This is a genomic window from Nonomuraea gerenzanensis, assembly GCF_020215645.1.
In the GTDB taxonomy this organism is placed as follows: domain Bacteria; phylum Actinomycetota; class Actinomycetes; order Streptosporangiales; family Streptosporangiaceae; genus Nonomuraea; species Nonomuraea gerenzanensis.
Window position 1 is genome coordinate 2,707,284 of sequence record NZ_CP084058.1, and the last position, 26,616, is coordinate 2,733,899.

General features: G+C 73.2%; 19 protein-coding genes and 1 pseudogene. 10 read left to right on the forward strand and 10 right to left on the reverse strand.

Features of this window, described 5'->3' with window-relative positions:
• The first annotated feature begins 106 nt into the window (after positions 1 to 106).
• The gene (locus LCN96_RS12980) at positions 107 to 1,633 is read left to right on the forward strand and encodes a glycoside hydrolase family 43 protein (protein WP_225272848.1); all 1,527 of its coding nucleotides are present in this window, start codon (positions 107 to 109) and stop codon (positions 1,631 to 1,633) included.
• Here the strand turns inward: LCN96_RS12980 and LCN96_RS12985 are convergent.
• Positions 1,579 to 6,072, reverse strand: a complete 4,494-nt coding sequence (locus LCN96_RS12985; protein ID WP_225272849.1) for a caspase, EACC1-associated type — start codon at positions 6,070 to 6,072, stop codon at positions 1,579 to 1,581. The genes LCN96_RS12980 and LCN96_RS12985 overlap by 55 nt on opposite strands.
• 146 nt (positions 6,073 to 6,218) lie before the next feature.
• Between LCN96_RS12985 and LCN96_RS12990 the strand changes: the two genes are divergently transcribed.
• Positions 6,219 to 7,190: an NAD-dependent epimerase/dehydratase family protein gene (locus LCN96_RS12990; RefSeq protein WP_225272850.1), complete on the forward strand. Its 972-nt coding sequence runs from the start codon at positions 6,219 to 6,221 to the stop codon at positions 7,188 to 7,190.
• A 7-nt stretch (positions 7,191 to 7,197) separates the two neighbouring features.
• Here the strand turns inward: LCN96_RS12990 and LCN96_RS12995 are convergent, their stop codons facing one another.
• Complete coding sequence (locus LCN96_RS12995; RefSeq protein WP_225272851.1) at positions 7,198 to 8,082, reverse strand: SDR family oxidoreductase; 885 nt, start codon at positions 8,080 to 8,082, stop codon at positions 7,198 to 7,200.
• A 114-nt stretch (positions 8,083 to 8,196) separates the two neighbouring features.
• Between LCN96_RS12995 and LCN96_RS57380 the strand changes: the two are divergent.
• Positions 8,197 to 8,880 (forward strand): annotated as a pseudogene (locus LCN96_RS57380) (LysR family transcriptional regulator); the annotation flags it as partial.
• Between the two features lie 186 nt (positions 8,881 to 9,066).
• On the opposite strand, the gene LCN96_RS13010 reads toward LCN96_RS57380, so the two are convergent.
• Entirely contained in the window at positions 9,067 to 10,311 is a 1,245-nt protein-coding gene (locus tag LCN96_RS13010; RefSeq protein ID WP_225272852.1) for a peptidase C39 family protein, read from the reverse strand.
• A gap of 141 nt (positions 10,312 to 10,452) precedes the next feature.
• Here LCN96_RS13010 and LCN96_RS13015 point away from each other — a divergent pair, with 141 nt between their 5' ends.
• Positions 10,453 to 11,121, forward strand: a complete 669-nt coding sequence (locus LCN96_RS13015) for an adenylate kinase family protein (protein WP_225272853.1) — start codon at positions 10,453 to 10,455, stop codon at positions 11,119 to 11,121.
• Between the two features lie 33 nt (positions 11,122 to 11,154).
• Here LCN96_RS13015 and LCN96_RS13020 read toward each other — a convergent pair whose 3' ends face one another.
• Positions 11,155 to 11,808 (reverse strand): HNH endonuclease family protein, encoded by a 654-nt coding sequence (locus tag LCN96_RS13020; RefSeq protein ID WP_225272854.1) that lies wholly within the window; start codon positions 11,806 to 11,808, stop codon positions 11,155 to 11,157.
• A gap of 282 nt (positions 11,809 to 12,090) precedes the next feature.
• On the opposite strand from LCN96_RS13020, the gene LCN96_RS13025 reads away from it, so the two are divergent.
• Positions 12,091 to 12,774, forward strand: a complete 684-nt coding sequence (locus tag LCN96_RS13025) for a hypothetical protein (protein WP_225272855.1) — start codon at positions 12,091 to 12,093, stop codon at positions 12,772 to 12,774.
• A gap of 25 nt (positions 12,775 to 12,799) precedes the next feature.
• Here the strand turns inward: LCN96_RS13025 and LCN96_RS13030 are convergent, their stop codons facing one another.
• Entirely contained in the window at positions 12,800 to 14,359 is a 1,560-nt protein-coding gene (locus LCN96_RS13030; protein WP_225272856.1) for a hypothetical protein, read from the reverse strand.
• 219 nt (positions 14,360 to 14,578) lie between these two features.
• On the opposite strand from LCN96_RS13030, the gene LCN96_RS13035 reads away from it, so the two are divergent.
• Together LCN96_RS13035 and LCN96_RS13040 are read left to right on the forward strand one after the other, a co-directional pair.
• A complete protein-coding gene (locus tag LCN96_RS13035) occupies positions 14,579 to 15,760 on the forward strand; it encodes an AfsR/SARP family transcriptional regulator (RefSeq protein WP_225272857.1) in 1,182 nt (393 codons plus the stop codon).
• A 142-nt stretch (positions 15,761 to 15,902) separates the two neighbouring features.
• Positions 15,903 to 16,415: a WD40 repeat domain-containing protein gene (locus LCN96_RS13040; protein ID WP_225272858.1), complete on the forward strand. Its 513-nt coding sequence runs from the start codon at positions 15,903 to 15,905 to the stop codon at positions 16,413 to 16,415.
• 16 nt (positions 16,416 to 16,431) lie between these two features.
• Here the strand turns inward: LCN96_RS13040 and LCN96_RS13045 are convergent, their stop codons facing one another.
• Together LCN96_RS13045 and LCN96_RS13050 are read right to left on the reverse strand one after the other, a co-directional pair.
• Positions 16,432 to 17,571 (reverse strand): acyl-CoA dehydrogenase family protein, encoded by a 1,140-nt coding sequence (locus LCN96_RS13045; RefSeq protein ID WP_225272859.1) that lies wholly within the window; start codon positions 17,569 to 17,571, stop codon positions 16,432 to 16,434.
• A 10-nt stretch (positions 17,572 to 17,581) separates the two neighbouring features.
• Entirely contained in the window at positions 17,582 to 20,923 is a 3,342-nt protein-coding gene (locus LCN96_RS13050) for an indolepyruvate ferredoxin oxidoreductase family protein (protein ID WP_225272860.1), read from the reverse strand.
• 164 nt (positions 20,924 to 21,087) lie between these two features.
• On the opposite strand from LCN96_RS13050, the gene LCN96_RS13055 reads away from it, so the two are divergent.
• Entirely contained in the window at positions 21,088 to 21,537 is a 450-nt protein-coding gene (locus LCN96_RS13055) for an Lrp/AsnC family transcriptional regulator (RefSeq protein ID WP_225272861.1), read from the forward strand.
• Positions 21,538 to 21,605: 68 nt separating this feature from the next.
• On the opposite strand, the gene LCN96_RS13060 is transcribed toward LCN96_RS13055, so the two are convergent.
• Positions 21,606 to 23,036: a DUF11 domain-containing protein gene (locus tag LCN96_RS13060; protein WP_263657474.1), complete on the reverse strand. Its 1,431-nt coding sequence runs from the start codon at positions 23,034 to 23,036 to the stop codon at positions 21,606 to 21,608.
• A 138-nt stretch (positions 23,037 to 23,174) separates the two neighbouring features.
• Positions 23,175 to 23,753: a TetR/AcrR family transcriptional regulator gene (locus tag LCN96_RS13065; RefSeq protein WP_225272862.1), complete on the reverse strand. Its 579-nt coding sequence runs from the start codon at positions 23,751 to 23,753 to the stop codon at positions 23,175 to 23,177.
• A gap of 82 nt (positions 23,754 to 23,835) precedes the next feature.
• On the opposite strand from LCN96_RS13065, the gene LCN96_RS13070 reads away from it, so the two are divergent.
• Positions 23,836 to 25,017, forward strand: a complete 1,182-nt coding sequence (locus LCN96_RS13070) for an MFS transporter (protein ID WP_225272863.1) — start codon at positions 23,836 to 23,838, stop codon at positions 25,015 to 25,017.
• A 70-nt stretch (positions 25,018 to 25,087) separates the two neighbouring features.
• Complete coding sequence (locus LCN96_RS13075; RefSeq protein ID WP_225272864.1) at positions 25,088 to 25,840, forward strand: class I SAM-dependent methyltransferase; 753 nt, start codon at positions 25,088 to 25,090, stop codon at positions 25,838 to 25,840.
• Here the strand turns inward: LCN96_RS13075 and LCN96_RS13080 are convergent.
• Positions 25,800 to 26,600: a TetR/AcrR family transcriptional regulator gene (locus tag LCN96_RS13080; protein WP_225272865.1), complete on the reverse strand. Its 801-nt coding sequence runs from the start codon at positions 26,598 to 26,600 to the stop codon at positions 25,800 to 25,802. The genes LCN96_RS13075 and LCN96_RS13080 overlap by 41 nt on opposite strands.
• Positions 26,601 to 26,616 lie beyond the last annotated feature (16 nt).

Sequence of the window (26,616 nt, forward strand, 5' to 3'; positions counted from 1 at the left end):
ACCATCAGGGCGCTGCTTCACATCGGTTACAGATCGGCATCACCGCTGCTGGACTAGGGTGATCTGTCGCCCGACAACAGCTGCGCCGGCACGAAAGTGTGACTTGATGATCCGTAATCCCGTCCTGCCAGGCTTCCACCCCGACCCGTCCATCCTGCGCGTCGGCGACGACTACTACCTGGCCACCTCGACGTTCGAGTGGTGCCCCGGCGTGCTCGTGCACCACTCGCGCGACCTGGTCCACTGGCGCAGCCTCGGCGGGGTGCTGACCGAGCGCAGGCTGCTCGACCTGTCCGGCGTGCCCGACTCGGGCGGCGTGTGGGCGCCCGACCTGACGTACGCGAACGGGCTGTTCCACCTGGTCTACAGCGTGATGGACACCTACGCGCACGGCTACAAGGACGTCGCCAACTACCTCGTCACCGCACCCGCCATCGAGGGCCCCTGGTCGGACCCGGTACGGCTGCCGGGACGCGGCTTCGACGCGGCGCTGTTCCACGCCGACGACGGCACGGCGTACCTGCTCAACATGGTCTTCGACTCCCGGCCGGGGCGCGGCTTCTCCGGGATCGAGCTGCAGCCCCTGGACGGGAGCGCCCGGCCGAAGCTGATCCTGGAGAACCGCAGCATCACCGAGGGCCCGCACGTCTACCGGGTGGACGGCTGGTACTACCTGATGGTCGCCGAGGGCGGCACCGGCTACGAGCACTGCGTGAGCGTGCTGCGCTCACGCTCGCTGGAGGGCCCGTACGAGCCGGACCCGGCGGGGCCGATGCTCACCTCGCGCCACGACCCCGGCCTGGAGCTGCAGAAGGCCGGGCACGGCTGCCTGGTGCGGACGCAGGGCGGCGAATGGTACCTGGCGCACCTGGCCGCCCGCCCGTACACGCCGCGCGGCCGGTGCGTGCTGGGCAGGGAGAGCGCGATCCAGCGGGTGGAGTGGGAGGACGGCTGGCCGCGCGTGGCCGGGGGAGTGCCCGCCGTCGAGGTGCCCGCGCCCGCCCTGCCGCCGCACCCGTGGCCCGCCGAGGACGGCGGGTGGAGCACGCTGCGCCGGCCGGCCTCGCCCGACTGGGTGCGCTTCGACGGCGGCCGGATCACCGTCGAGGGCGGTCAGTCACCGTACGGGCGGCGCGCCCCGAGCCTGGTCGCCCGCCGGGTGACGGCCCAGAGGTGCACCTTCGGGACGAGCGTGACGTTCGAGCCGGGCAGCGTGCACCAGTCGGCCGGGATCACCGCCTACTACAACTCGCGCAACTGGTACCACCTCGCGCTCACCACCGACGGCGTCGTCCTGACCGGCAGCGACCGCGGCGCCCGCACCGTGCACCACACCGCACCGGCGGACGGCCCCGCGACCCGCCTCGGGCTGGAGCTCGACGGGCCGGTGCTGCGCTTCACCTGCGACGGCAGGGCCATCCCGGTGGAGCTGGACGCCACGATCCTGTCGGACGAGCACGCCGACGAGATCATCGACGGTCAGGTGCGCTCGTTCGGCTTCACCGGCGCGTTCGTCGGCCTGTGGGTGCAGGACCTGGCAGGCGAGGGCTGCCAGGCCCGCTTCGAGGACACCACGTATCAGTTGGCGGACGCCGACGCGGAGGCGGTGGTGGCGGCGCAGGGCGGCGAGTAGGGACGGCCGGGGACGTACCGGGCCCACTCGGCCCGGCTGATCGACGTCCCCGACGCCTCGCAGACGTTCGCGGTCGCCTGCTCCACGTTCAGCCCCCAGAGCTGGGCGGCGCTGCCGGACGCGGCGGCCAGCACGGTGCCGTCGGGGCCCAGCTCCACGTCCGCCGCCGCGGCCCGGCCCGGGAGCACGGCCCACAGCGTGGGACGGGAGAGCGTGACGACGTCCCACACCCGGACGGTCCCGTCCTGGGAGGCCGTGACGAGCGTGCGGTCGTCGGCGTTGAAGGCCACGGCCGACACGGCGGCGGAGTGGCCGGACAGGTCGGCCAGCTTCTTGGTGGCGGCGGGCGCGGCGACGTTCCACAGCCGGGCGGTGCCGTCGCTCGACGCCGTGGCCAGCGTCTTGCCGTCACGGCTGAACCGCAGGTCGAGCACGCTGCCGGTGCCGGCGGCGAACGTCGCCAGCGCGCGCGGCTGGGCGGGCTTGGAGATGTCCCACAGGCGTACGGAGCCCGTGCCGGAGCCGGTCGCCAGCACGCGGCCGTCGGGCCGGAAGACGGCCGTGCTCACGCGCCGGTCGGTGGCGCCGACCGTGGCGCTCTGCTCGGGGCTGGACGGGGTGGCGACGTTCCACAGCAGGGTCCTGCCGTCGCGCCCGGTCGTCACCACCGTCTTGCCGTCGGGGCTGTACGCGGCCGACCGCACGCCGGCCGTGTGCCCCGTCAGCGTGCCGAGCAGCTTCGGCGTCGCGCTCTCCGAGACGTCCCAGAGCTTGGCCGTCTTGTCGTCGGAGGCCGTGACCAGGCGGGTGCCGTCGGGGTTGAAGGCGACCGACTGGACCTGCTCGGTGTGCCCGCTCAGCGTGCCCTCCGGCGTGGCCACCGCGGGGTCGGAGATGCTCCAGAGCCTGACGGTCTCGTCGTCGGAGGCGGTGGCCAGCGTGCCGCCGCCCTTGGCGATCGCGATCGCGTTGACCTGCTCGGTGTGCAGGCCGAGCCGGGCGAAGGCGGAGGTGCGGGAGGTGTTGGAGACGTTCCACAGCCGGGCGACGCCGTCCACGGCGGAGGTGAGCAGGTTCTGGCCGTTCGGGCTGAACGCCACGCCCGTCACGGCGTCGGGGAACCCGGGCAGGGTGGCGGTGCGCTCGACGTCGCGCGGGTTCTCCACGCTCCACAGGCCGACAGTGGCGTCGGCGGAGGCACTGGCCAGGACGGCGCCGTCCGGGCTGAACGCGACGTCGTCCACCGAGCCGGAGTGGCCGCTCGCGGTGCCGACCAGCTCGGTCGCGGCGATGTCCCAGACCTGCACCTTGCCGGTCGCCGAGGAGGAGGCCAGGTGACGGCCGTCCGGCGCGAACGTCACGCTCCTGACCGCGCCCTCGGCCGAGGTGAGCGTGGCCAGGATGGCCGGCTTGGCCGGGGTGCGCACGTCGAGGAGCCTGATCGTGCCGTCGGTGGCGGCGAGCGCCACCAGGCGGCCGTCGGGGCTGAACGCGGCCCTGGTGGGGTCGGAGTCCTGCGTCACCGTGGCGACCTGGGCGGCCTTGGCCGGGTCCTTGACGTTCCACAGCCGCAGCGTGCCGTCGGTGGACGCGGTGGCCAGCAGGTTGCCCTCCGGGCTGAACGACACCGAGCCGACCTGCTCCTTGTGGCCCTTGAGCGTGGCCAGGGCGCGCGGCTTCGCCGTGTCGGAGACCTCCCAGAGCCGTGCGGTGCCGTCGGCGGAGCCGGTGGCGAGCACCTTGCCGTTCTTGCTGAACGCGACCGCGAGCACGCCCGCCGTGTGCCCCTTGACGACGCCCAGACTCTTGGGACGCAGGGCGTCGGTGACGTTCCACAGCCGGGCGGTGGTGTCGCCCGAGACGGTCACGGCCACGCGGCCGTCGGGGCGGTAGGCCACCCGCTCGACCGGGCCGGTGTGGCCGGGCATCCGGGCGCCCACCGGGCGGGAGAGCGAGCCGAGCAGGGCGCCCCTGGCCTCCGGGGTGGCCGAGAGGCGGTAGGCGGCCAGCGCGAGCTGCGAGGCCAGCGAGCTGTCACCGGTGGTGGCGGCGGCAGCCGCGAGCTGGCGGGACAGGGCCTGGTCGCGCTGCGCGCCCGCCTCACCCGCCAGTCGGGTGGCGCCGCTGCTCTGGACGAGCGCCACGACCGCGCCCGCGGCGGCCACGAGCAGCAGCACGCTGAGGGTGGCGAGCGCGCCGCGGGTGATCTGGGCGCGGCGGCGCTGCCGGCGGCGGGACGCGTCGAGGAACTCCCGCTCCACGGGGGTGATCGCGCCGTTGGCGTCGCGGGCCACGGGGGCCCTCGTCGCCGGGCCGGCGGGGGCGCCGGCGCGGGGCAGCGCCGCGACCGCGGCCTGGGCGGTGGACAGGCGGTCGTCGGTGTAGAGGTAGGAGGAGTTCTGCCCGTCGCGCTGCCACATCTCGGCGTCCTCGGCCAGCCGCCGCCGCACCAGCAGCCCGGCCCGCGCGGTCTCGGCCCAGTTGCCGAGCCGGGGCCAGGCGCGCACGAGCGCCTCGTGGGCCAGCTCCGCCTGCTCGACCCCGTCGGTGACCGTCACCGTGACCAGCCGGGCCCGTACGAACTCGGCCAGCACCTGACCCTCGACGGACGCCGAGCCGGAGCTCAGCTCCCCGACGGGGACGCGCCGCCGCAGGGCGCCCGCCTGCGGGTCCACGTGCACCAGCGGCACCAGCAGCCCGCGCGCGACCGGCTCGGACTCCGCGCCGAGCCGCCGCAGCGTCTCCTCCCCGCTCAGCGCCACCGCGCGGGCGACGCCGCCGGCCGAGCGGTAGCCGTCCATGGTGAGCACCCCGCCGGAACGGCGCTGCCAGGTGGCCAGGAGCGCGTGCGACAGCAGAGGGAGCAGGTCGTCGGCGCCCGCCAGCGCCTGGAGGTCCTCCAGGATCAGCTCGGTGAGCCCGGGCTCGATCGACAGCCCGGACCGGGTGGCCGGCTCCTCGATCACCTGCCGCAGCTCCGCCGCCGACAGGGGTGCGACGATCTCGGGCCGCCGCATCGTCTCCAGCAGGCCGGGGTAGGCGGCGCAGCGGCCGAAGAAGTCGCCCCGCACGGCGATCACCACGGCGGCCGAGCGGGACAGCTCGACCAGCGCCTCCACGAACCGCCGCCTGGCCACCTCGTCGGCGCACAGCGCGAACAGCTCCTCGAACTGGTCCACCACCACGAGCGTGCGCTTGGGCAGGCCGCGCCGCACCGCGCCCGGGTCCGACTCGATGACCGCGCGCAGCCGTTCCGGATCGCCGCCGCTCAGCGCCGCCAGCTCGCGCGCCAGCGCGGCCACCGGCTGCGCGCCGGGGGTCAGCACCACGCTCCTGCCGAGGTCGTCCTGCAGCGCGGGGATCAGGCCGGCATGGAGCAGCGACGTCTTCCCGCAGCCGGAGGGGCCGGTGACGACGAGCGGGCCGCCCGCCTCGAACGCCTGCGAGCCGATGACCACCGGCGGCCCCGCCGACCTGAGCGCCTGCCGGGCCCGCGTGGCCAGCGACCTGGTCGCCTCCTCGCGGCCGAAGAACATCCTGGCCTGGTCGCGCCCGTACGCCGCCAGCCCCCGGTACGGGCTGTTCAGGTCGCCCGGCGCGCTCATCGGCGGCCCCGAACGCGGGGCGCTCCGGCCTGCCGGGTTCACCGCGAGCGGCGCCAGCCCCTTCATCTCGCCCGCCTGCCGCCTGGGCCGCGGGAACCCGGCGGCGGGCAGCACCCGCGCCAGGTGGTGGTGCACGTGGTCCAGCGTGAACGCCGCCGGCCCCGCAGGATCGCCCTCGTTCAGCAGCCTGAGCAGCGCGCCGCTGAGCGCCGTGTGCCGGACGCCGGGCAGCGCCCAGGAGTTGTCGTCCTTGCTGGCCGAGGTCAGCACGTACGCGCCGCGCCAGGAGGCGTCGAACGTCTGCTCCATGGCCTTGGCGGGCACCGGCCGGTTGCCGCCGGTGAAGCAGCAGTCGAGCACGACGACGACGTGCTCGGCCCGGGACGAGCCGAGGATCTGGCGCACCATCGCGTACGGCAGCGCCTGGTAACCGGGCACCCCCTGCCCCAGGTCCACCGTCGCCCGCGTCGCCAGGTGCAGCTCGTTGTCCGGGCTGAACAGGGCGTGCCCGACGAAGTGGAACATCAGCACGCCGGTGGCCTCGCGCGCCGCCTGCTCCAGCGCCTCGCCCAGGTTGGCGGGGGTGGCGGGGTCGAGCAGCACGGTGAGGTGCTGCGGGGCCAGGCCCGCCCGCTCGACCAGGCACTGCCCGAGGTCGGTGACGGTGGCCGGCACGGCGGGCACCTGGGGCAGCCGCGAGGAGGGCCGGTGCGCGCCGGTGCCCGCGACCACCACCCTGGTGCCCTCGGTGGCCAGCAGCAGGGGTGGATCGTTCCGCTGGGCCGGTCGTACGAGCCGGGTCCTCTCGAGCGTCGTCGAATCGTCCTCGGTCATCCGGCGCTCCGCAGGCGTGGGGGTTTCCAAATCGGCGTTGTTCAGGTTACGCAGGTCCGTGTCGCAGCGTCGAGGCCGGATACGGCGCATTCTGCTAGAACGCGGGACACTATCCGGGTAGAGATCGCCACATTTGGGGGCAGATCATGACAGTGGTGTTCGTCACTGGGGGATCGGGTTTCGTCGGCGGGCGGCTCATCTCGCGCCTGCTCAAGGACGGCCACGCGGTACGCGGCCTGGCGCGCGGCGACACCTCCGCGGCCAGGATCGAGGCACTGGGCGCCACCCCCGTGCGCGGGCACCTCGGGGACGTGGCCGCGCTGCGCACCGCGATGGCCGGCAGCGAGCTGGTCTTCCACGCCGCCGCCCGCACCACCCGGGGCGGCGACCGGGACCGGTTCTGGGCCGACAACGTCGAGGGCACGGCCAACGTCCTGCGGGCGGCCCGCGAGGCGGGCGTGCGGCGGCTCGTGCACGTCGGCACGGAGGCGGCGCTGATGGACGGCCGGCCGCTGGTCGGCGTGGACGAGACGGCGCCGCTGCGGCCGGACTCGCGGGCCCACTACGCCGCCTCCAAGGCCGCCGCCGAGCAGCTCGTCCGCGAGGCCGCCGAGCCGGAGACCGTCGTGCTGCGGCCCCGGCTCGTCTGGGGCGCGGGGGACACGACGGTGCTGCCCGAGCTGGTGGCCATGGTGCGCGCCGGGCGGTTCGCGTGGATCGAGGGCGGGTTGCACCGGACCGACACCACGCACGTGGACAACGCCGTCGAGGGGCTGCTGCTGGCCGCCTCGCGGGGGCGGCCGGGGCAGGCGTACTTCGTCACCGACGGGCGTCCCACCGTCTTCCGCGACTTCGTCACCGAGCTGCTCGGCACCCGCGGCCTCACCGTGCCGGAACGGTCGCTGCCCCTCTGGGCGGCGACGGCGCTGGCGTCGGCGGGGGAGGCGGTCTGGCGTGGGCTGCGGCTGCGGGGGGTGCCGCCGCTGGACCTGATGAGCGTATGGCTGGCCGGGATGGAGTGCACGATCGACATCGGCAAGGCCGCCGCCGAGCTCGGCTACCGTCCGGTCAGGACCAGGGCGGAGGGGATGGCGGAGTTACGCGCCCAGTACCGCTGAGATGTTCTCAGAGCTGGAAGTAGTGGCCCGCGTCGAGGTCCGCGACCAGGCCGGGCCCTTCGGGACGCCAGTCCAGCAGCTTGCGCGTCAGCACGCTGGAGGCGGGGAGGTCCAGCGTGATGAACGCCCCCAGCCACCCGAAGTGCCCGCCCGCCTCCGCCATCGGGACGGCGGCCACCGGCACCCCGAGGTGCCGGCCCATGACCTCGGCGAGCTGACGCACCGGCACGCCCTCCTCCGCGACGGCGTGCAGCCGTGTCCCCGCGGGCGCCTGCTCCAGCGCCAGGCGGTAGAGCCGCGCCACGTCCAGCACGTGCGCGCCCGCCCACCGGTTCGAGCCGTCGCCCGGGTAGGCGGCCACCCCCTTCTCCCTGGCGATCCCGATCGCGGCTGCGACGAACCCGTGATCACCCTCGCCGTGCACCAGCGGCAATCGCAGCACCGAGACTCGCACCCCGCGCGGCACGAACGACAGCGCCACCTCCTCGGCGGCGCCCCGAGGCGAGTGCGTGCCCGGCTCGTCCTCCTCCGTCCCGACGCGGCCGGGCGGCAGCAGGCCGGTCCCCGACGTGACGACGAACGGCCGCCCCGACCCCGCGAGCGCCTCGCCGAGAGCCGCGATGGCCCGCCGGTCGGTCGCGTTGGCGGCCTCGAAGTTGCCGAAGTCGTGGACGAACGCCAGGTGGATGACGCCGTCGGCCTCGGCCGCCCCGCCGCGCAGGCTGTCAGGGTCGTCCAGGCTGCCCCGGTGGGCCCGCGCCCCCGCGGCCCGCAGCGCGAGCGCCGCCGCGTCGCCGCGGGCTAGGCCGACCACCTCGTGCCCGGCCGCGATCAGCTCACGGACGACGGCGGACCCCACGAAACCGGTGGCACCGGTGACGAAAACACGCATGGTGAAACTCCTTCGCAGTGGAGCCTCCATCGTCGGAGCGCGCGGCCTCCCGCGTCCAAAGCCTGTTCCGCAACCGGCAATACGCTTGAGGCATCACCGCAGTACGCTGGCCCCATGTCGGACTCCCCGGACCTCGACCTGCGGCTGGTGCGCTACTTCACGGCCGTCGCCGAGCACCGGCACTTCGGCCGCGCCGCCGAGGCGCTGCACATCACCCAGCCGTCGCTGAGCCGCCAGATCCGCAGCCTGGAGCGGCAACTGGGCGCCCGCCTGCTCGACCGCACCCCGCGCGGCACGCGGCTCACCGAGGCGGGCGAGGTCTTCCTGCCCCGCGCCACGGCCCTGCTGCGCTCGGCCGCCCAGGCCGCCGCGCAGGCCCGCGCCGCCGCCCGGCCCAGCCGGCTCACCGTCGCCTACACGTTCGGCCTCATCGTCACGCCCGCCGTGCGCGAGCTGCGCCGCCTGCACCCGGACGCCGACGTCCGCACCCAGTACCTGACCTGGACCGAGACGCGCGCCGCCCTGCTCGACCACCGCGCGGACGCGGTCGTCACCCGGCCACCCCTGGCCACCGGCGGGCTCGACGTGACCGTCCTGTACGACGAGCCCCGCGAGCTGCTCGTCTCGATCGACCACCGCCTGGCCGGCAGGCAGTGGGTCACGCTCGACGACATCGCGGGGGAGCCGCTGCCCCGGCTGTCACAGCCCGAGCCGGAATGGGAGGCGTTCTGGCGCATCGACCCCAGGCCCGACGGCAGCCCGGCCCCCGACGGCCCGGTCATCGAGGCCGTCGAGGACAAGTTCGAGCTGATCGCCACCGGGGAGGCCGTGGCCATCGCGGCGGCCACGCACCTGGCCCGTTCCGCCCCGACATCGTGGCGATCCCGCTGCGCGGCGTGGAGCCGAGTCACGTCGTGCTGGCGACCCGCGCCGGCGACCGCCACCGCCTGGTGGCGGCCTTCCGCAAGGCCGCCAGGGCGACGCTCACCAGTTGGCGGGCAGCCCCGGCGGCGTCGGAGGCAGCGGATGCTCCGGCGGGTGGATGACGTAGGCCACGCCGCCGCTGCTGGAGCTGCGCAGCCACACGTTCTCGAAGTCGGCGCGCGGATAGACGCGCCGCACGGCTGCGTTGCTGGAGGACGCCGGGTCGTTGGCGATCACGTCACCGGTCGCGGTGAAGCCCACCACCGCCATCAGGTGCCCGTCGGTGCCGTAACCGGCGCCGGGCAGCTCACCCTTCTTGAACGACTGCGAGGTGATGACCGGCACTCCCGCCTTGACCAGCAGCTCCAGCTCGGTCAGCGAGCGCAGCCGGGTGATGAACCCGTCCACGCCGTACCGCCCCGCGTAGGCCGTGTTGAACGGCCAGTTGCCCGTGCCGTCGTAGGCGTGGTCGAAGGTGTGGCGGGCCGCGTAGTCGACCTCCGGGTTCGCGTCGGCGGGGTCGACCCAGGAGGTGTCCTGCTCGCTCGGCCACCTGTCCCAGTAGCCCAGCACCATGGTCGTCGAGGTGGGGCTGCACCAGGCCTCGCCGCCGCCGTTCCACTCGGGGTAGTGGCCCAGGTGCACGTTCTGGGAGCGGCGCGGCACGGCCAGCTCCGTGCCCCACGCGCCGCCGCCGGGGCTGACCGGCACGGTCTTGCGTTCGGGCACGTTCGAGCTCATCACCCCTGACGTGCGCACGCGCGGCGTCACCGCGGAGCCCGGCCTGCGGTAGAGGGTCAGGCGGAGCTGGTACCCGCTGAGCGGCTTGCCCGCCGCCGCGACCAGCGTGTCCACGGCCACCGACCCGTCCGCGTCGCCCTGGCCGGGCACGGAGGTGCGCAGGATGTCGCCCTCGGCGTAGGACCAGCGGCCCAGGGAGTACCACTTGGTCAGGCCCTCCGCGTTCCTGCCGCGCGCCTCGATCTGGATCCAGCTGCCCTGCGGCACGTCCGCCGTCCAGGACGCGATCAGCTCGGTGGCCCCGAACCCGATGGCCTGCTCGGGGCCGGTCCAGCGGGCGTACTCCCAGGTCTTGGTGCCGAGCGCGTCGGTGTAGGTCATCGTCCCGGCGGCCTGGCCGAACGCCAGCCCGTCGCCGGCCGTCGTGCCCTCGGGCGTGCCGGAGGAGAAGTCGGCCCGCTGGTAGACGACGTCGGGGACGGCCGCCGGTCTCGTGGCTGAGGTGGTGTGGGTCATGGGCGTGAACAGGAGCAGGGCGGACAGGACGACGGACAGCGCAGGCATGAACCCACCTTCCAGGAGCGCGCTCGATGCCGCTGACACTAAGCTCGGCGGCCCCGCAAAACATCGGGAGATCTACGTACTCGGCCGTCCGCGCTGCTTCCATGGGGAAGCACGACACTGACGCAGTGAAATGAGACGATTATGCGGAAATATGTGATCATGGGGGTGCAGGGCAGCGGCAAGGGCACCCAGAGCGCCCTGCTCGCCGAGGACCTCGACCTGGTGCACATCAGCGTCGGCGACATCTTCCGCTGGCACGTCAAGCACCACACCAAGCTGGGCGCCCAGGTCCGCCGCCTGGTGGCGGCGGGCGAGCTGGTCGGCGACGACCTGGTGGAGGACGTGGTCAGGGACCGCCTCCAGCTCCACGACTGGAACTACGGCTTCATCATCGACGGCTTCCCGCGCAGCCGCCGCCAGGCCGAGTTCTTCCTGGAGAGCTACGACCTCGACGGCGTGATCCACCTCGACCTGCCGGACGACGAGGTCCGCCGCCGCGTCCTGGCCCGCCGGCTGTGCTCGCGCTGCGGCATGGACTACAACCTCATCGCGCACCGCCCCGAGGTGGAGGGGCGGTGCGACGTGTGCGGCGGCGACCTGGTGACCCGCGAGGACGACACCCCGGACGCGCTGGCCCGGCGGCTGGCCGACTACCACAGCAAGATCGATCCGGTGATCGAGCTGTTCAGGCGGAAGGAGTACGTGATGACCATCGACGCGCGGGCCGACAAGGCGACCGTGCAGCGGACCATCCGCACCCGCTTCAACCTGCCGCCGTACCTGCCGTCGGACGCGCGCCTGTCAGGGTAGGGCCGCGTTCGGCAGGTGCTGTCGGAGCCGCGTTCAGCAGGTGCGCAGCATGTTGAGCAGGGCCGTCCGCTCGCTGCGGGTCACGAAGAGCCGGTAGTGGTGCTTCACCGTGATCCACGAGGTCGCGTACCGGCACCAGTGCGCGCGCCGCTGCGGACGCCAGCTCTGCGGCCCCTGGCCGCCCTTGGCGATGTTGGCCGAGTGGCTGACCGTGATCAGCTCGGGGCGCCTGAGGTCGTGGGCGAAGGCGCGGCGCTTGGCCGCGCTCCACCGCTTGGCGCCCGACCGCCACGCGTACGACAGCGGGACCACGTGATCGACGTCCACCTGCTTCACGCTCTTGAGCACCTTGCCGTCGTACGGGCTGTACCAGGTGCCCTTGACCGGGTGGCACTGCGCGTTCCTGCGCACCCGGCGGCCGTCGCGGGCCAGTACCTTCTCGCGTGTGCTGCACTTGCTCCTGCGCTGGCCCTGCGCGGGCAGGAAACGCTTGCGGCTGTAGCCGCGGATCGATAACGGCCTGGCGACCTTGAGCCCGGCCAGCATGCGCCGGGCGAGTGCCGCGGAGTCGGCCTGCGTGCGCTTGCGCGGCTCGGCCGCGGCCGGTGGCGCGGTGAGGGCGGCGGTGATCGGGAGGAACACGAGGGCGAGCACGGCGAGGCACGCCGCTCGCCGCAGGGAGATCATCGGTTGACCCATACCCACGGCGTCCCCGGACTCGGCTGAAATATTCAGGTCATTTGTCCGGCAAATGCCGCAGAATCATTTTATTTGCTCATTCCGGCGCCGGAGAAAATGAATTTCCGGTGTCGCGGGACCTGTGGAATCCTGAGGTCGTCCGAGCCGCGGGGAAGGGGCAGCATAATGGCAGGCGGCAGCGCTGTCGAAGAGCAGAAAACACCCGGGGGCGGCGCGCGGAAGCGCAACGGCGGCGCCATTCGGGCGACGATCGGCACCATACTCGCCGCCGTGCTGGGCCTGGTGAGCAGTTTCGGCCTCGCCGGCCTCGGCCTCGACTCCTACGGGCCCGCCCTGACCTGGGTGGTCATCGGCTGGACCCTGCTCGCGATGGTGATCGTCGGCCTGTGGCCGCTCCTGAGAGGCCTGGAGCGCACCAGCGCCCGCGTCGGCCTGGCCTGCGGCGCCTTCGCGGTGCTGGCCACCCTGTCCGCCTGGGCCGTGGCGCTCGGCAGGCCGGGCGACGGCATCGACCCCATCGCCCAGGGCTGCCGGTATCTGAACGGCACCCACCAGATATCCGCCAGCTCTGATATCGCCAGGAGCTGGGGCATCATTGGCAATTTCACGCTCGTGCACAATCCCCATCCCAAATGCGGGGTGGTGTGGGCCCAATTCCTCACCCCGAAGGGTGAGGACATGAAACGGCCGCCTTTCCGCGACATGCGGATCACCTCGATCTCCCTCGACATCGTGCGCCGGGCCCCCGAGGGCCGCCAGACCCGGACGTGGAACTACGACACCGCCCCGGCGGGTGAGGTGGACAACCGCGACATCTGGACACCCGCGCTGCGGCTGGAGGACGGCGTCTACGAGGCCAACCTCAGCATCCTGTTCGCCGGGGGCGAGCCCGCGAACGTCCACCTCACCTGGGACACCGACAAGCCGTCGATCAGCGGGCCCCGCGACGGCTGATCGACGGCTGATCGACGGCTGTGCGTCAGGGGTTGACGGTGAAGGTGTAGGTCGTGCCGGCCAGCCTGGTGCCGGCGGCGTTCAGCGAGGAGACCGTGAGGGTGTTGACGCCCGCCTTCGCCGGGGTGATCGTCACCGTGGCCGTGCCGCCGTCGCCCACCGCGACGTCCTGCGCCGGTGTCCCGCTCAGCTGGTAGCGGAACGTGGTCGTGTCCGTCACGCCGTTCACCCCGAAGACGAACTCACCGGGCACCCCCACTCCGCCGCCCGGGGCGTCCGGGGGATAGACGGCGGAGGAGACCGTGGGTGGAGCGGCCGGCGTGGGCCGGAACACGTAGGACGTGACCGGGCTCCGGTTGCCCGCCCTGTCGACGCCGTTCACCTTCAGCGTGACGGGGAAGGGCAGGGTCGGGGTGTAGGTGAGCACGGCCGTACCGTCGTCCAGGGCCGTGACACTGCCGGCCGGTCCCGGGCTGAAGGAGTACGCGTACGAGGCGACGTCCTGCGAGCCGTTCGGCGACAACGTGAGGGTGCCGGGCAGGCCGATCCGGCCGCCGGGCCGGCCCTGGGGGAAGTCGGTCGAGCTGACCAGCGGCTGAGCGGGAGGGGTGGTGTCGACGGTGAACTCCGGTTGCCAGGAGCTCCAGTCGCTGTAGTCCCAGTCTTCCAGCCAGCCGGTGCCGTCGGGGTGCTCAGTGCGGTAGCGGTTCTCGGTCCGGGCGCGCCAGGTGTACGCCTCGCCCTCGGTGAGCTGCCCGGCGGGCACGGTCACGCAGTGCGGCGAGGACTCCTCCAGGGTGACGGCCTCGCCGAGCTTGGTGCCGGCCGCGTCCGCCCACTCGAACCGCACCCGCAGCTTCTCGTCGCTGCTCACCTCATCCGGATCGGTGGCGGCGGCCCGCAGGGTGGGCGTGGCGGTGCGGACGTGACGGCCGGCCGCCGGTCCGTAGCAGTCGGAACGGACCGACAGCTCGGACGGCACGTCGGGCGCGGTGTTGTAGACGGTGACCAGGGCGGGCCCGGGATTCGCCGTGACGGACGTGGTCCGATACAGGCGCCGCCCCGGCACGGTCTCGTCGGCCGACCTCAGCCCGATCGTGAGGTACTCGTCACCGCGCGCGGCCGCGTCCTGCACCGCCTGCGTCACGGAGTGGGAGATGCCCAGCACCGAGGGGCAGATCAGCTGCGGGGTGGTCGTGCTCAGCTTGCGCAACCACTGCGGCTGACGCTTCCAGGTCGTGCGCGGGCCGATCGCCGTGGTCTCCCACACCTCGATCTGGGTGCCGCAGTCGCTGCCGTCCCGGATGCCCAGGGACAGCCCGGCGCGGAACACCCGCTTGCCCGCCAGCGAGGACACCTTCACCCGGAAGAAGGCACGCGTGATGTTCCTGGGCTGGTTCGTGCGGCCGACCACCGCGTCGTCGTCGCCGTCCCAGGTCGGCTCATACGGGACGTAGTGGGCGCGGTGCGGATGGTGCGAGGTGACCAGCGCCCAGGACTCCGGCTCGATGGCGCTGCCCCCGGTCGCATGCGCCGGGCCGGGCGGGCTGATGAGGGTGAACATCGGGACGATCAACGCGGACAAGGCCAGCGATCGTGCCCAGGCACTCCTGCCGAAGTTCATCTGACTCCTGATTCTGTTCGCGGCTGAGCAGGTGTCTCCTGCCGCTCGACGCCGACGCTAGGGACGGCACGTTGCGCGAGCCGTATATCCGCCGTATAAACCCCACTTGACCAGGCATTTCACCCATCTCCCCATGCGGGCGATAAGATCCTCCGATCTGGCATCGCACGGCGGGGCAGCATGGAATTCAGGATCTTCGGGCCGCTCGGCGTCGTCCACGACGGTGGCGAGCTCCAGGCGCCGACGGGCAAGCCCCGGCTGTTACTGGCGACGCTGCTCTGCCATCCGAACGAACCGGTGCCCAACGAACGCCTGGTCGACGTGCTCTGGGGCGCCGGCCCGCCCAAGTCCGCCGTCGACAACCTGCGCGTCTACGTCTCCCAGCTCCGCAAACTCCTCGGCGACAGCACCCGCATCGTCCGCGAACCCCGCGGCTACGCGCTGACGGTCAAGCCCGGCGAGCTGGACGCCGACCGCTTCGAGGAGCTCCTGTCCGCCGCCCGCGCCTGCGACGACCCGGCCCGCGCCGGCACCCTGCTCCGCGAGGCGCTCACCCTGGCCCAGGAGCCGCCCTTCGCCGACGTCGAGCACCTCGGCCCCATCGCCACGACGGCACTGCGCCTCGACGAGCAGCGCGCGACCGCCGCCTCCGCAGCGGTCGAGGCCGACCTCGCCCTGGGCCGCAACGCCCAGGCCATCGCCGAGCTGTACGGCCTCATCGACACCCACCCGCTCCGCGAGGGCCTGCGCCGGCAGCTCATGATCGCCCTGTACCGCTCGGGCCGCCAGGCCGAGGCGCTGGCGGCCTACCAGGAGGCGCGCAAGGTGCTCGTCGAGGAGCTGGGCATCGAGCCCGGCCCCGCGCTGCGCGACCTGGAGACCCGCATCCTCAACGCCGACCCCACCCTGGACCTGCCGCCACCGGCCCACCGCGCTTCCGCCGCCATCCCGCCTGCTTCCCCGGGCGTCGCCCGGGGCAGCTGGCTGTGGGCGGCCGTCCCGCTGCTGAGCTGTGGGTACGGCACGCCGTGGGCGTTCGTGTACGCGGCGGTCAAGCGGCGCTCGTTCGGGCTGCTGCTGTCGGCGCTGGTGTATGTGGTGCTGTGCGGGGTCTTCCTGGTGATGCCGCTGAGCGATGCGGACGGGTTGAACGAGCTGGACATCATCCCCGTGCTTGCGCTGGTCACTTTGTGGCTGGGTGGGACCTGTCATGCCGTGCTGGTGCGGGAGCACGTCTTCACACCTCCGGCTGCGTCCGTCGCGGAGCTGCCGCGGTGGAAGAAGGTGGTGCGTGGTGCGGGGCTCGTGTTGTTCGCGCTGGTCGCGGTGGCAGGGTTCATATGGCTGGAGCCGCCCGCCTGAAGCCTGTCTCGTACGGCGGCTCAGGGTAGGTGTGGCTGAAGCCGCCCGCCTGAACGCTGTCCCGCACAGCGGCTCAGAGCGCGTGTGGCTGAAGCCGCACAGCGGCCATCATGCTGCGGCATGTCGCTGCTGCCCCCCCGGCATGGTTCCGGTCGACCGTCCTGCCGCCTGGCGAATACAGCCGAGCTGGACGAGTCTGCTGCCGAAGGGCGTGATGTCATGCCCGCCGCTGGGCACCGCCAGCGGCCGCACCAGCTGGGTGGCGGCCGTGACGACCGGGGCCATCGACGGCCGCGCCGTGGCGGTCACCGGAGGCGGCGACGACACCGTACGGGTGCGGGACCTGTCGACCGGCGAGCAGGTCGGCGCCCCATGGACCGGTCACACGAACGCGGTGCGCGCGCTGGCGACGTCCGTCCTGGACGGTCGCCCTGTCGTGGTCAGCGGTGGTGACGACCACACCGTACGAGTGTGGGAGCTCGCGTCAGGCAGCCCGGTGGGCGAGCCGCTCGACCTTCAGTCCGACAGCGTGGAAGCCCTCGCGATCGGGGAACGCCATGGCCGCCGGGTGGTGATCACCGGCAGCGAGGACGAAACCGTACGCCACGTCGTCGTCTGCTTCGACCGTGACATCGCCGTGTTCAGCCTGAGCTGAGATCCTGTTCCAGAGGCTACTTGGCCAGATGCCTGCTGATCACCAGCCGCTGGATCTGGTTCGTCCCCTCGAAGATCTGCATGATCTTCGCCTCCCGCATATACCTCTCCACCCGAAACTCCCGCGTATACCCATACCCCCCCAGAACCTGCACAGCATCCGTCGTCACCTTCATCGCCGCATCAGTGGCGACCAGCTTCGCCACACTCGCCTGCCGGCTGTAAGGCACCCCGCGATCCCGCCGCCGAGCCGCATCCAGATACGTGGCCCGAGCACTGTCCACCGCAGCCGCCATGTCAGCGAGCAGGAACCCCACCCCCTGATGATCGATGATGGACTTCCCGAAGGTCTGCCGCTCCTTGGCATAAGCCACAGCCTCGTCGAGGGCCGCCTGGGCCAGGCCGGTGGCGCAGGCGGCGATGCCGAGGCGGCCGGAGTCGAGGGCGCTGAAGGCGATCTGCAGGCCCTGGCCCTCCTCGCCGATGAGGCGGTCGGACTCCAGGATCGCGCCGTCCCAGTGGGCGCTGGTCGTGGGCACCGCGTGCAGGCCCATCTTCTCCTCGGGGCGGCCGAAGGTGAGGCCGTCCGCCGAGCCAGGGGCCAGGAAGCAGGACACCCCGCGTGAGCCGGTGCCCGTGCGGGCGAACAGGGCGTAGAAGTCGGCGATGCCGCCGTGGGTGATCCACGCCTTGTTCCCCGTGATGCGGTAGCCGGTCTCGACGCGTTCGGCCTTGCAGGTCAGGGCGCCGGCGTCGGAGCCGGCCTGGGGTTCGGAGAGGCTGTAGCCGCCGATGAGGTGGCCGGCGAGCATGTCGGGGAGCCACCTGTCGCGCTGCTGCTGGGTGCCGTACGCGAAGACCGGGAAGCAGGCGAGCGTGTGCACGCTGGTGGCCACCGCGACCGCCGCCCAGCGCATCGCCAGCTCCTCCAGCACCTGCAGGTACACCTCGTACGGCTGCCCGCCCCCGCCGTACTCCTCCGGGTAGGCCAGGCCGAGCAGGCCCGCCGAGCCCAGCGTGGCGAACAATCCCTCGGGGTAGGTCTCGGCGCGCTCGTGCTCGTCCACCCGGCGCGCCAGCTCCTTGTCGGCGATCTCCCTGGTCAGCTCGATGAGATCCTTGGCGTCCTGGTCGGGCAGCAGGCGGTCGACTGTCACGATCACTCCCTCAGAGGTTTTCCAGCGCCTTCTCGGCGCGTTCGCGGAACTCGGCGACCCGGGCGACCTTGATGTCCTCGTACCCGCGGATCAGGTCGGGCAGGCCCGCGAGCTCCTCGACGACGGCGGCGGTCTGCGGGGTGAGGCGGTCGAGTGCCGTACGGACGAGGTCGCGGTACTCGGGGATCAGCTCGCGCTCGACCCTGCGCACCCCGGCGCGGCCGAACAGGTCGAACGCGGTCCCGCGCAGCACCCGGGCCGCCCGCAGGCCGCGGAACAGCACGCCGGCCGAGCGGCGTACCTTGATCTTGCGCTTCATGCCCATCGCGCGCAGCACCGGCGGGTGCAGCAGCACCGACACGACCGCGTCCGCGCCGAACTCCTGCTCTCGCCGCGCCCGCTCCGCCGGGTCGAGGTGCAGGCGGGCGACCTCGTACTCGTCCTTGTAGGCCATCAGCTTGTGCAGGCCGCGCGCGTAGGCGAGGGCGATCGCGGTGCCCGCCGCCTCGCCCGCGCGTTCGGTGGCCAGCGTGCGCACCTGGCGGACGTCGTCGGCGTAGGTGTGGGCGTAGGTGGCGTTCTGGTAACCGGTCAGGTCGGCGACGCGGGTGGCGATCACGTCGTCGAGCCCCTGGGGTTCGGCGGGGGCCGGGAGGAGCGCCTGGCGTACGGCCTCCGGGTGGGACACGGCGGCGCGGCCCCAGCGGAAGGCGGCCAGGTTCTGCTCGACGGCGGCCCTGTTGAGGGTGATGGCCCGCTCGATCGAGGCGGCGCTGACGGGCAGGCAGCCGTGCTGGTAGGCGGCGCCGAGAAGGAGGAGGTTCGCGGGCATGTGGTCGCCGAACAGCGACTCGGACAGCGCGTGCGCGTCCACGCACACCTGCTCGCGGGTGGCCGTCTCCACCCGCGACACCGCGGCGGCGTGGCCCGGCACGGGCACGCGGCCGGTGACCATGGCGGCGGTGGGCACCACGGAGGTGTTCAGGACGGCGACCGTGCGCTCGGGCGAGGCCACGTCCAGGGTGCTGTCGGCCGCCGCCCCCAGCACGTCGAACCCGATCAGCACGTCGGCGCTGCCCCGCGAGGCGCGCACGGAGCCGGTCGGCGCCCACTTGCCGATCCGGACGTCGCTGACCACCGGGCCGCCCTTCTGCGCCAGCCCCGTCTGCTCCAGGCCGACCGCGTGCAGGCCGTCGAGGTGGGCCGCCATCTGCAGGATCTGTGAGACGGTGACGACGCCGGTGCCGCCGATGCCGGGCATCCTGATCAGCACCTCGTCGCGGTGCGAGGCGACCGGCTCGGGCGGCTGCACGGGCAGCGGCGGCGTCGGGCGCGGCTGCCTGGTGCCGGGCTCGACGAGCAGGAACGACGGGCAGTCGCCCTTCAGGCAGCTCTCGTCGGAGTTGCAGGAGGCCTGGTGGATGCGGGTCTTGCGGCCGTACTCGGTCTCGACCGGCTGCACGGACAGGCAGGTCGAGACGTCACCGCAGTCGCCGCAGCCCTCGCAGACGCGCTCGTTGATCACGATCTTGCGCGTGGGGGTGGGCAGCTTGCCGCGCTTGCGCAGCCTGCGCTCCTCGGCGGCGCAGCGGTCGTCGTGGATGAGCACGGTCACGCCGCCCACCGCCGCCAGCTCCTTCTCCACCTCGGCCAGGTCGTCGCGGTGGCGGACGGAGGCGATCCCCGCCAGCCGCACCCCCCGGTAGGTCTCCGGCTCCGGCGTGGTGATCACGATCCGGCGCACGCCCTCGACGGCCAGCTCGTGGGTGAGGGCGGGCACGTCCAGGCGGCCCTCCGCGCGCTGGCCGCCCGTCATGGCGACGGCGTCGTTGTAGAGCAGCTTGTACGTCATCGGCACCCCCGCCGCGACGGCGGCCCTGATCGCCAGGGAGCCGGAGTGGTGGTAGGTGCCGTCGCCCAGGTTCTGCACGAAATGCCGGTCCTCGGTGAACGGAGACAGCCCGATCCACTGGGCGCCCTCGCCGCCCATCTGGGTGATGCCGACCTGGGTGCCGCGCCCGTGGCCGTCCAGCGCGATCATGGCGTGGCAGCCGATGCCCACGCCGACCAGCGTGTCGTCGGAGGTACGGGTGGAGGTGTTGTGGGGGCAGCCGGAGCAGAAGTACGGGGTGCGCGCCGCCACCACCGGCAGCAGGCCCCGCCGCCGGGCCGCCTTCGCCGGCGCTTCGAGGCCCAGGCAGGTGGCGATGGCCTTGGCCACGTCCTCCGCGCTCAGCGTGCCGCGCGCCGTGAGCAGCTCCCGGCCCACGACGGCCGGGGCCCGCTCGCCGCCGTACAGGGCCTGCTTGAGCTGGCCCTCCAGGAACGGCACCTTGTCCTCGACGACCAGCACCTTGGCCAGGTCGGACGTCATCGCGGCCAGCTCGTCGGCGGCGACGGGGAACGGCATGCCGAGCCTGATCAGCCGCAGCCCGGCCTCCTCGGCGTCCAGGCCCAGGTCCTCAAGGGCCCGCTCGACCACCGCGTACGTGGCGCCGGAGGCCAGGATGCCCAGCGCGGTGTTGCGGGCGCCCGCCATGACCCGGTTCAGCCCATGCGTACGGGCGTACTCGCGGGCCAGGTCGAGGCGGCGGGTCAGCATGTCGTGCTCGGCGTCCAGGGCGGCCGGGCCGAGCAGGATGGCCGCGGCCCCCTTCGAGACGGCGGCAGGGACGGGGACGTCCGCGCGAAGCGGCGCCAGGTCCACGGTGGCGGAGGCGTCGGCGATGTCCGCGACGATCTTCAGGCCCACCCACAGGCCGCTCGCCCGCGACATGGCCACCGCGTGCAGCCCGAACTCGATGATCTCCGCCACCGAGCCCGGCGCCAGCAGCGGCATGGACAGGCTCTGGCACATCGGCTCGCACGAGCTGGGCAGCGTGGAGGACTTGCAGCCGGGGTCGTCGCCGATCCAGGCCACCGCGCCGCCGAGCGGGGCCGTGCCTGCCGCGTTGGCGTGCCTGATGGCGTCGGCGGCCCGGTCGAGGCCGGGGTTCTTGCCGTACCAGAAGCCCGTCACGCCGTCGTGCCGCCGGCCGGGCACCTGTTCCAGCAGCTGCGTCCCGGCCACCGCCGTGGCCGCCAGCTCCTCGTTCAGGCCGGCCTGGAACACCACGCCCGCCTCGTCCAGGAACCGTTCGGCCCGGCCCATCTCCAGGTCCACGCCCGCCAGCGGCGAGCCCTGGTAGCCGGTGACGTAGGCCCGCGTGTCCAGGCCGCGCGCCTGGTCGAGGCGGCGCTGCTCCAGGGTCAGGCGGACCAGGGCCTGGATGCCGGAGATGAGCACCCGGCCGTCGAGCGCGGTGTACTTGTCGTCGAGCGACACGGGGGCGGGAGTCTCGCTCACGCTCACGCGGACCTCCTGGGCGTCGTACGTGCTCGCTTGGTGATTCCCAGCACAGCAACGCGGGCATGACATGCGCAAGTATTAGATGAGAAAGTGGGCGTAAGACGCAAACAATATGAGTTCATGGGCTTCGTGGATGATGTTATTTGCGGCTGAAGGAGGCGTTCTCCGTGCCTGACCTGGATGAGATCGACCACCGGGTGCTCCGGCTCCTGCGGGAGGACGGCCGCCGGACGTTCTCCGAGATGGCCGAATGTATCGGGCTGTCGGTGGCGGCGGTCAAGCGGCGGGTCGACCGGCTCAAGGAGCTGGGTGTGATCACCGGGTTCACCGTGCAGATCGACTACGCCAAGCTGGGGTGGGGCATCGAGGCCTTCACCGAGCTGCGCTACCCGGGCACCACGCCGGTCACCGAGATCATCCGCACGGCCACCGACGTGCCCGAGGTGCAGGAGGTGTTCACGATCGCGGGGGATCCGGACGCGCTGATCCACGTCCGCGTGCGCGATCTCGGGCACCTGCAGCAGGTCATCGACCGGCTGCGCAGGGCCGGGGACGTCACGGGCACCAAGACACTGCTCGTGCTGGGCTCGTGGACCAGGGACGCGCCGGTGCCGTGACGAACGTGAGTCGTGCCGGTGCCGGTGCCGTGAGGGGCCTGGGCCGTGCCGGTGCCGCGGCAGGGGTGTCAGCTGTCCGGCCCGGGTTCGTCGCGGCGGGAGAAGTAGCGGACGAGCAGGCCGATCGCCAGCAGCGTCGCCACGCCCAGGCCGAGCATCCAGACGGAGGTACCGGTCAGGGGCAGCTCGGGGCCGGCGTGGTGGGCGGGAGGCGGCACGTCGTTCCTGTCGGCGGCGGCCTTGCCGGTGGCGGAGGGCGGCTCGGCCGGGACGGGCTCGGGAAGCGGCAGGTCGTCGCCCTTGACCTCGTGCCCCTTCTTGCCCGGGGTCTTGGACGGCGCCGGGGCGGCGGGCTGCACCAGCGTTTCGGCGCAGGCGCGGTTGTCGGCGGTGTGCTGCTCGCGGTCGCCGGTGCTGACCGTGGCGCAGTTCTCGACCAGGCCGGTGGTGCGGGGGGTGACCGTGAACGTGAGGGTTCTGCTCTCGTTCGGCGGGAGCGGGCCGAGGGGGCAGGAGAGGGTCGGGCCGGCTCCGGGGCACTCGGCGGGGCGGGCGGCGATCGTGGCCTGGGTGGGGTCCTGGACGGTGACGTCCGTCGCCTGTGAGGGGCCGTGGTTGGTGACCGTCAGGGTGTAGGTGATCGTGCCGTCCTGGGCCGATGACGGCGGGGCCGTCTTGCGGAGCTCGACGTCCGCCCTGGTCACGGCTTCGGTGGTGAGCTGCGTCTCGTCGCCGGGGGTGCCGGGGGAGGTGACGTGGGCTCGGCTGGTGAGGCTCGTGCCGTCGCTGAGGGCGGGGTCGGTGGTGATGGGGAGCGCGTACGTGGTGCTGCGGCCCGGGGGGATCGTCAGGCCGGGGCCGCCGCAGGTGATGGTGCGGCCGGTGCGGGAGCAGGCGGCGGGGAGGGGGCCGGGGGTGAGGTTGTGGTCGAGGATGGTGGCGAGGATGACGTCGGTGGCGTCCTGGTCGCCGGTGTTCGTGACGGTGAGGACGTAGCGGGACTCCGCGCCGATGATCAACGGGGCCGGGGTGAGGTCGCCGGTGAGGTGGAGGCTGGGGCCCAGGGGGGACGGGGGTGTGGTGGGGTCCTCCGGGGGGAGTGGGGCGGGGTCGGGGCCCGGGGGTGGAGCGGCCGGGTCGGGGTCCGGCCGTGAGAGGGAGTCCGGGCCTGGCTGGGCGGTCACGGGGGCGTTGACGAGCGGGGTGCTCCCCGTCGCGATCCTGGTCCGGGGCGCGGGAGCGTTGGAGGGTGAGGTGCCGGTGGCGCCGGTGGCGCCGGCGCTGCTGGTGGTGCCGGCGCGGCCGGAGGTGCCGGCGGTCGCGAGGGTCGCGAGGGTCGCGAGGGTCGCGGGGGTCGCGAGGGTCGCGGGGGTCGCGGGGGTCGCGGGGGTGCGGTCGGCGGCGGCGGCCGGTGCGGCCCGGCCGCTTCCGGCCGGCGCGGCGAGCGCGATGAAGGCGATGAAGGCGATGAGCGCCGCGATCCCGGGCCTGCCGCCCATGTCCTTACCCCCGCGTGGTGCCGTCGTGCCTGCTCGACCCAGATGCCAGCCTCCTACCGGTCGCGGGCCGCGCGCCGGCGGTCAGACCGCACCCATGCGCCGCCGTGGCGCAGTCTTTGCCCAGGAGGGCGCGCGGGTTCAGGCGGCGGCGACCCACTCGTCCACCAGGGCGCAGAGCTGATCCAGCGCCTCCTCCACCCGCTCCCGATCCCCGGTGGTCAGGAAGTCGATCTGCAGCCCCGTGTACGCCGAGTTGGCCAGCGTGGAGATGCGCGACGCGTCCGCCTCCCGCACCCCCCGCTCCCGCAGCAGCCCCGCCACGAACTCCGACCGGTCCGCCAGCAGCCTCGGCACGTGACCCGCCAGCTTGCCCGCCGCGGCCAGCCCCTCGATCTCGTGGATCAGGCGGGCGACCGGCAGGTTCTCCTCCCGCGTCTGCCAGTCCCAGGTGCGCCGGATGATCGTGCCCACGCTGTCGGCGCCCGACCAGCCCGGCAGCGAGCGCAGCCAGGCCCGGTGCCGCTCGTCCAGGCGCTCCATGGTCGCCGACAGCAGGGCCTCCTTGTCGGCGAAGTGATGGGTCAGCACACGCGTGGACTTGCCCAGGTGCTGGGCCAGCGGGCGCATCGACAACGTCGAGAGGCCGTGCCCGGCCAGGTAGTCGACGATCTGGTCGAGCAGCTCAGCGCGGCGCTGCGGGTCGGCGGTCCTGGCCATGGCGCAATCCCTTTGACGTCATTCGGGTGACGACTGTTACCCTAACGGGGAAACACTCGTTACCTTTATCGAGGGGATATCCATGCCTGTCGCCGTACGGCAGCGTGCCCGGCTGCCCGCGTGGCTGCTCGCGCTGGTGTTCACCACGTTCACCTTCGCCACGGACGACTACGTGATCGCCGGGGTGCTGCCCGCGATCTCGGCGGACCTCGGGGTCAGTGAGGCGGCGGGCGGGCAACTCGTCACCGCCTTCTCGCTCGCGTTCGCGCTGGCCGCGCCCGTCGCCTCCGTGGTGACCGTCACCTGGCCCCGGCGCGGGCTGCTCACCGGCGCGCTGGCGCTGTTCGTCGTGGCCAACTGGGCCGCGGCGCTGACGACCTCGTACGTGCTGCTCATGGGGTTGCGGGTGCTGGCGGCGGTCGCGGCGGCGGCCGTCGTGCCCGCCGCGTACGCCATCGCCACCACCCTGGCGCCCGCAGGGCGTCAGGGCCGCTACCTGGCGCTGGTGATGGGCGGGCTGACCGGGTCGCTCGCGCTCGGCGTGCCCATCGGCACCTGGGTGGGCGGCGCGTTCGGCTGGCAGGCCACGTTCTGGGCCGGCGGGGCGCTGGGGGTGGTCGCGCTGGTGGCTCTGCGGGTGACCCTGCCCGAGACGCCGCCCGTCCCCGCCCTGCCGATCCGGGAGCGGCTGGCGCCGCTGGCCCGGCCCCAGGTGCTGCTGGGGCTGCTCGGGATCGTGGCGATCGTGCTGGGCAGCATGATGGTGCTGACCTACCTCGCCCCGTACCTGCACGACCTGGCGGGGGCGGGGCCGGCCGCGCTCGGGTGGGTGTTCGTGCTGGCGGGGGTGGCCGGGTTCGCGGGCGGGCAGCTCGGCGGGCGGGCCGCCGACCGGTGGGGGCCGGACCGGGCGCTGGTGACCGGGGTCGTGGGGTTCGCGGTGGTGATGGCCGCACTCGGCGCCTGTTGGTTCCTGCGCCCCGTGCCGCTGGTGGCGCTGCTGCCCCTGCTGATCGTCTGGGCGGGGGTGTCCTGGTGGATCCCGCCGCCCGCGCAGACCCGCCTGCTCGCCCTGGCCGGGCCCGCGGGGCCGCAGGCGCTCGCGCTGAACAGCAGCGCCGTGTACGTCGGGGTGTCGGGCGGGGGCGCGGTGGGCGGGCTGGTGCTCGGCGGGCACGGCAGCGGGTGGCTGCCCGTCGTGGCCGCCTGCGTCGAGCTGGTCGCCCTGGCCCTCTTCTGGCTGGCCGCGCGGGCCAGAGGGTGAGCGCAGGCGGGTGATTCCGCGTTCGACGAACAGCGGCTGGAGGCGGGTGCCGGGCGCTTAGGGTCGGGGTGTGAGTGGCATCGCGCGTTACGACGAGATCGCCGACTTCTACGCGGCCGGCTGGGCCGACGACATCGACGACCCCGCCTCCCGCCGGCTGCTTGAGCTGCTGGAGCCGGTCGCAGGCCGCCGCGTGCTGGAGATCGCCTGTGGTCATGGGCGGATCAGCCGGGCGCTGGCCCGGCGGGGTGCCGAGGTGGTGGGGGCCGACATCTCGGCCGCCCTGATCGAGAAGGCGGAGGCGGCCGAGCGGGAGGCTCCGCTGGGGGTCCGGTACGTGCACGCCGATGTCACGGCCCGTCCCGCGCCGCAGGGCCGGCTCGGGGTTGCCGGGCCGTTCGACGTCGTGGTGTGCAGCTTCGGGTTGTCGGACATCGACGACCTGGAGGGTGCCCTGGCGACCACGGCCGCCGTCCTGCGGCCGGGTGGGGTCTTCGCCTGCTCGATCCTGCATCCGTGTTTTCCCGGGGGCCAGGAGGTGTCGGGCTCGTGGCCGACCGGCGGGCGTTACCACGACGAGGGGTGGTGGCGGGCGGACGGTGAGCTGTCGTCGCTGCGCCGCCAGGTGGGGGCCAACCATCGCACGCTCTCGACGTACGTGAACGCCCTGCGCCGTCACGACCTGTGGGTGGAGGAGGTCGCGGAGCCCGAGCCCGCCTCCGCGTGGGCGTCCAAGCGGCCCGATGCCGCCAGGTTTCCGGTGTTCCTGGTGCTGAGGTGCGTCAAAGGTGACGCTGATCCCCGGCACCCGCCATCGGCTTAGCGGCAGCGCCGTCCGTCGCCTGAGCGCCGTCGCCGCCCGCCATCTCGCCGCGCGTCGCCGACAGCCCCTCCAGCAGGCACGTCAGCGCGAACTCGAAGCGCCGCTCGCTGTTCCGCTCCACGTCGCTCCCCCTCCCGGCGGCCATCCGCCGGGCCAGCAGCGGATGCCGCTCGGCGACGTCGCGCAGGTAGAGGGTGGTGGCGTGCTCGCTCCACTCGACCCCGCTCGCCCGCATGCGGCTCAGCGTGTCGCGCCAGGCCACCTCGGCGATCACCGCGCCCACCACCTGGTCGTTGACCGTCGCCATCGCCGCGTCCAGGTCGGCGTCGGCGAACCCGGCCTGTGACAGGAGCCGGAGCCCGGTCTCGGCCAGGGTGAACGCGTTGGGGCCCAGGTTCGGCCTGACGGTCAGCTCCAGCAGCGCCCACCGGTGGCGCAGCAGCATCTCGCGGGTGCTGCGGGCCAGCCCCGCCAGGCCGCGCCGCCAGTCGGGCTCGTCGGGGTCGGTGCGCACCTCGCCGAGCACCCGGTCCAGGGCCAGCTCCAGCACGTCGTCCTTGGTGCGGACGTACCAGTACAACGAGCCGGCCGTCACCCCCAGGTCGGTCGCGATCCGGCGCATGGACAGGCCGCGGTGCCCCTCGGTGTCCAGCACGGGCACGGCCGCGTCGACGATCTGGCCCCGGCTGAGCTGGCGGTCGCGCAGCGGCCGCTCGTGGCGCAGCCACACGGAGCCGTCGGAGGAGTCTGAGACAGGCATCGACCCACCGTACTCG

What these genes read in the sequence shown, in the direction of transcription:
- LCN96_RS13015 (WP_225272853.1), top strand. Translation starts at nt 10,453, where the DNA reads ATGCGGAAATATGTGATCATGGGGGTGCAGGGCAGCGGCAAGGGCACC.
- LCN96_RS12995 (WP_225272851.1), bottom strand. Translation starts at nt 8,082, where the DNA reads ATGCGTGTTTTCGTCACCGGTGCCACCGGTTTCGTGGGGTCCGCCGTC.
- LCN96_RS13065 (WP_225272862.1), bottom strand. Translation starts at nt 23,753, where the DNA reads ATGGCCAGGACCGCCGACCCGCAGCGCCGCGCTGAGCTGCTCGACCAG.
- LCN96_RS12980 (WP_225272848.1), top strand. Translation starts at nt 107, where the DNA reads ATGATCCGTAATCCCGTCCTGCCAGGCTTCCACCCCGACCCGTCCATC.
- LCN96_RS13070 (WP_225272863.1), top strand. Translation starts at nt 23,836, where the DNA reads ATGCCTGTCGCCGTACGGCAGCGTGCCCGGCTGCCCGCGTGGCTGCTC.
- LCN96_RS13020 (WP_225272854.1), bottom strand. Translation starts at nt 11,808, where the DNA reads ATGATCTCCCTGCGGCGAGCGGCGTGCCTCGCCGTGCTCGCCCTCGTG.
- LCN96_RS13010 (WP_225272852.1), bottom strand. Translation starts at nt 10,311, where the DNA reads ATGCCTGCGCTGTCCGTCGTCCTGTCCGCCCTGCTCCTGTTCACGCCC.
- LCN96_RS12985 (WP_225272849.1), bottom strand. Translation starts at nt 6,072, where the DNA reads ATGACCGAGGACGATTCGACGACGCTCGAGAGGACCCGGCTCGTACGA.
- LCN96_RS13060 (WP_263657474.1), bottom strand. Translation starts at nt 23,036, where the DNA reads ATGGGCGGCAGGCCCGGGATCGCGGCGCTCATCGCCTTCATCGCCTTC.
- LCN96_RS13080 (WP_225272865.1), bottom strand. Translation starts at nt 26,600, where the DNA reads ATGCCTGTCTCAGACTCCTCCGACGGCTCCGTGTGGCTGCGCCACGAG.
- LCN96_RS13040 (WP_225272858.1), top strand. Translation starts at nt 15,903, where the DNA reads ATGGTTCCGGTCGACCGTCCTGCCGCCTGGCGAATACAGCCGAGCTGG.
- LCN96_RS13035 (WP_225272857.1), top strand. Translation starts at nt 14,579, where the DNA reads ATGGAATTCAGGATCTTCGGGCCGCTCGGCGTCGTCCACGACGGTGGC.
- LCN96_RS12990 (WP_225272850.1), top strand. Translation starts at nt 6,219, where the DNA reads ATGACAGTGGTGTTCGTCACTGGGGGATCGGGTTTCGTCGGCGGGCGG.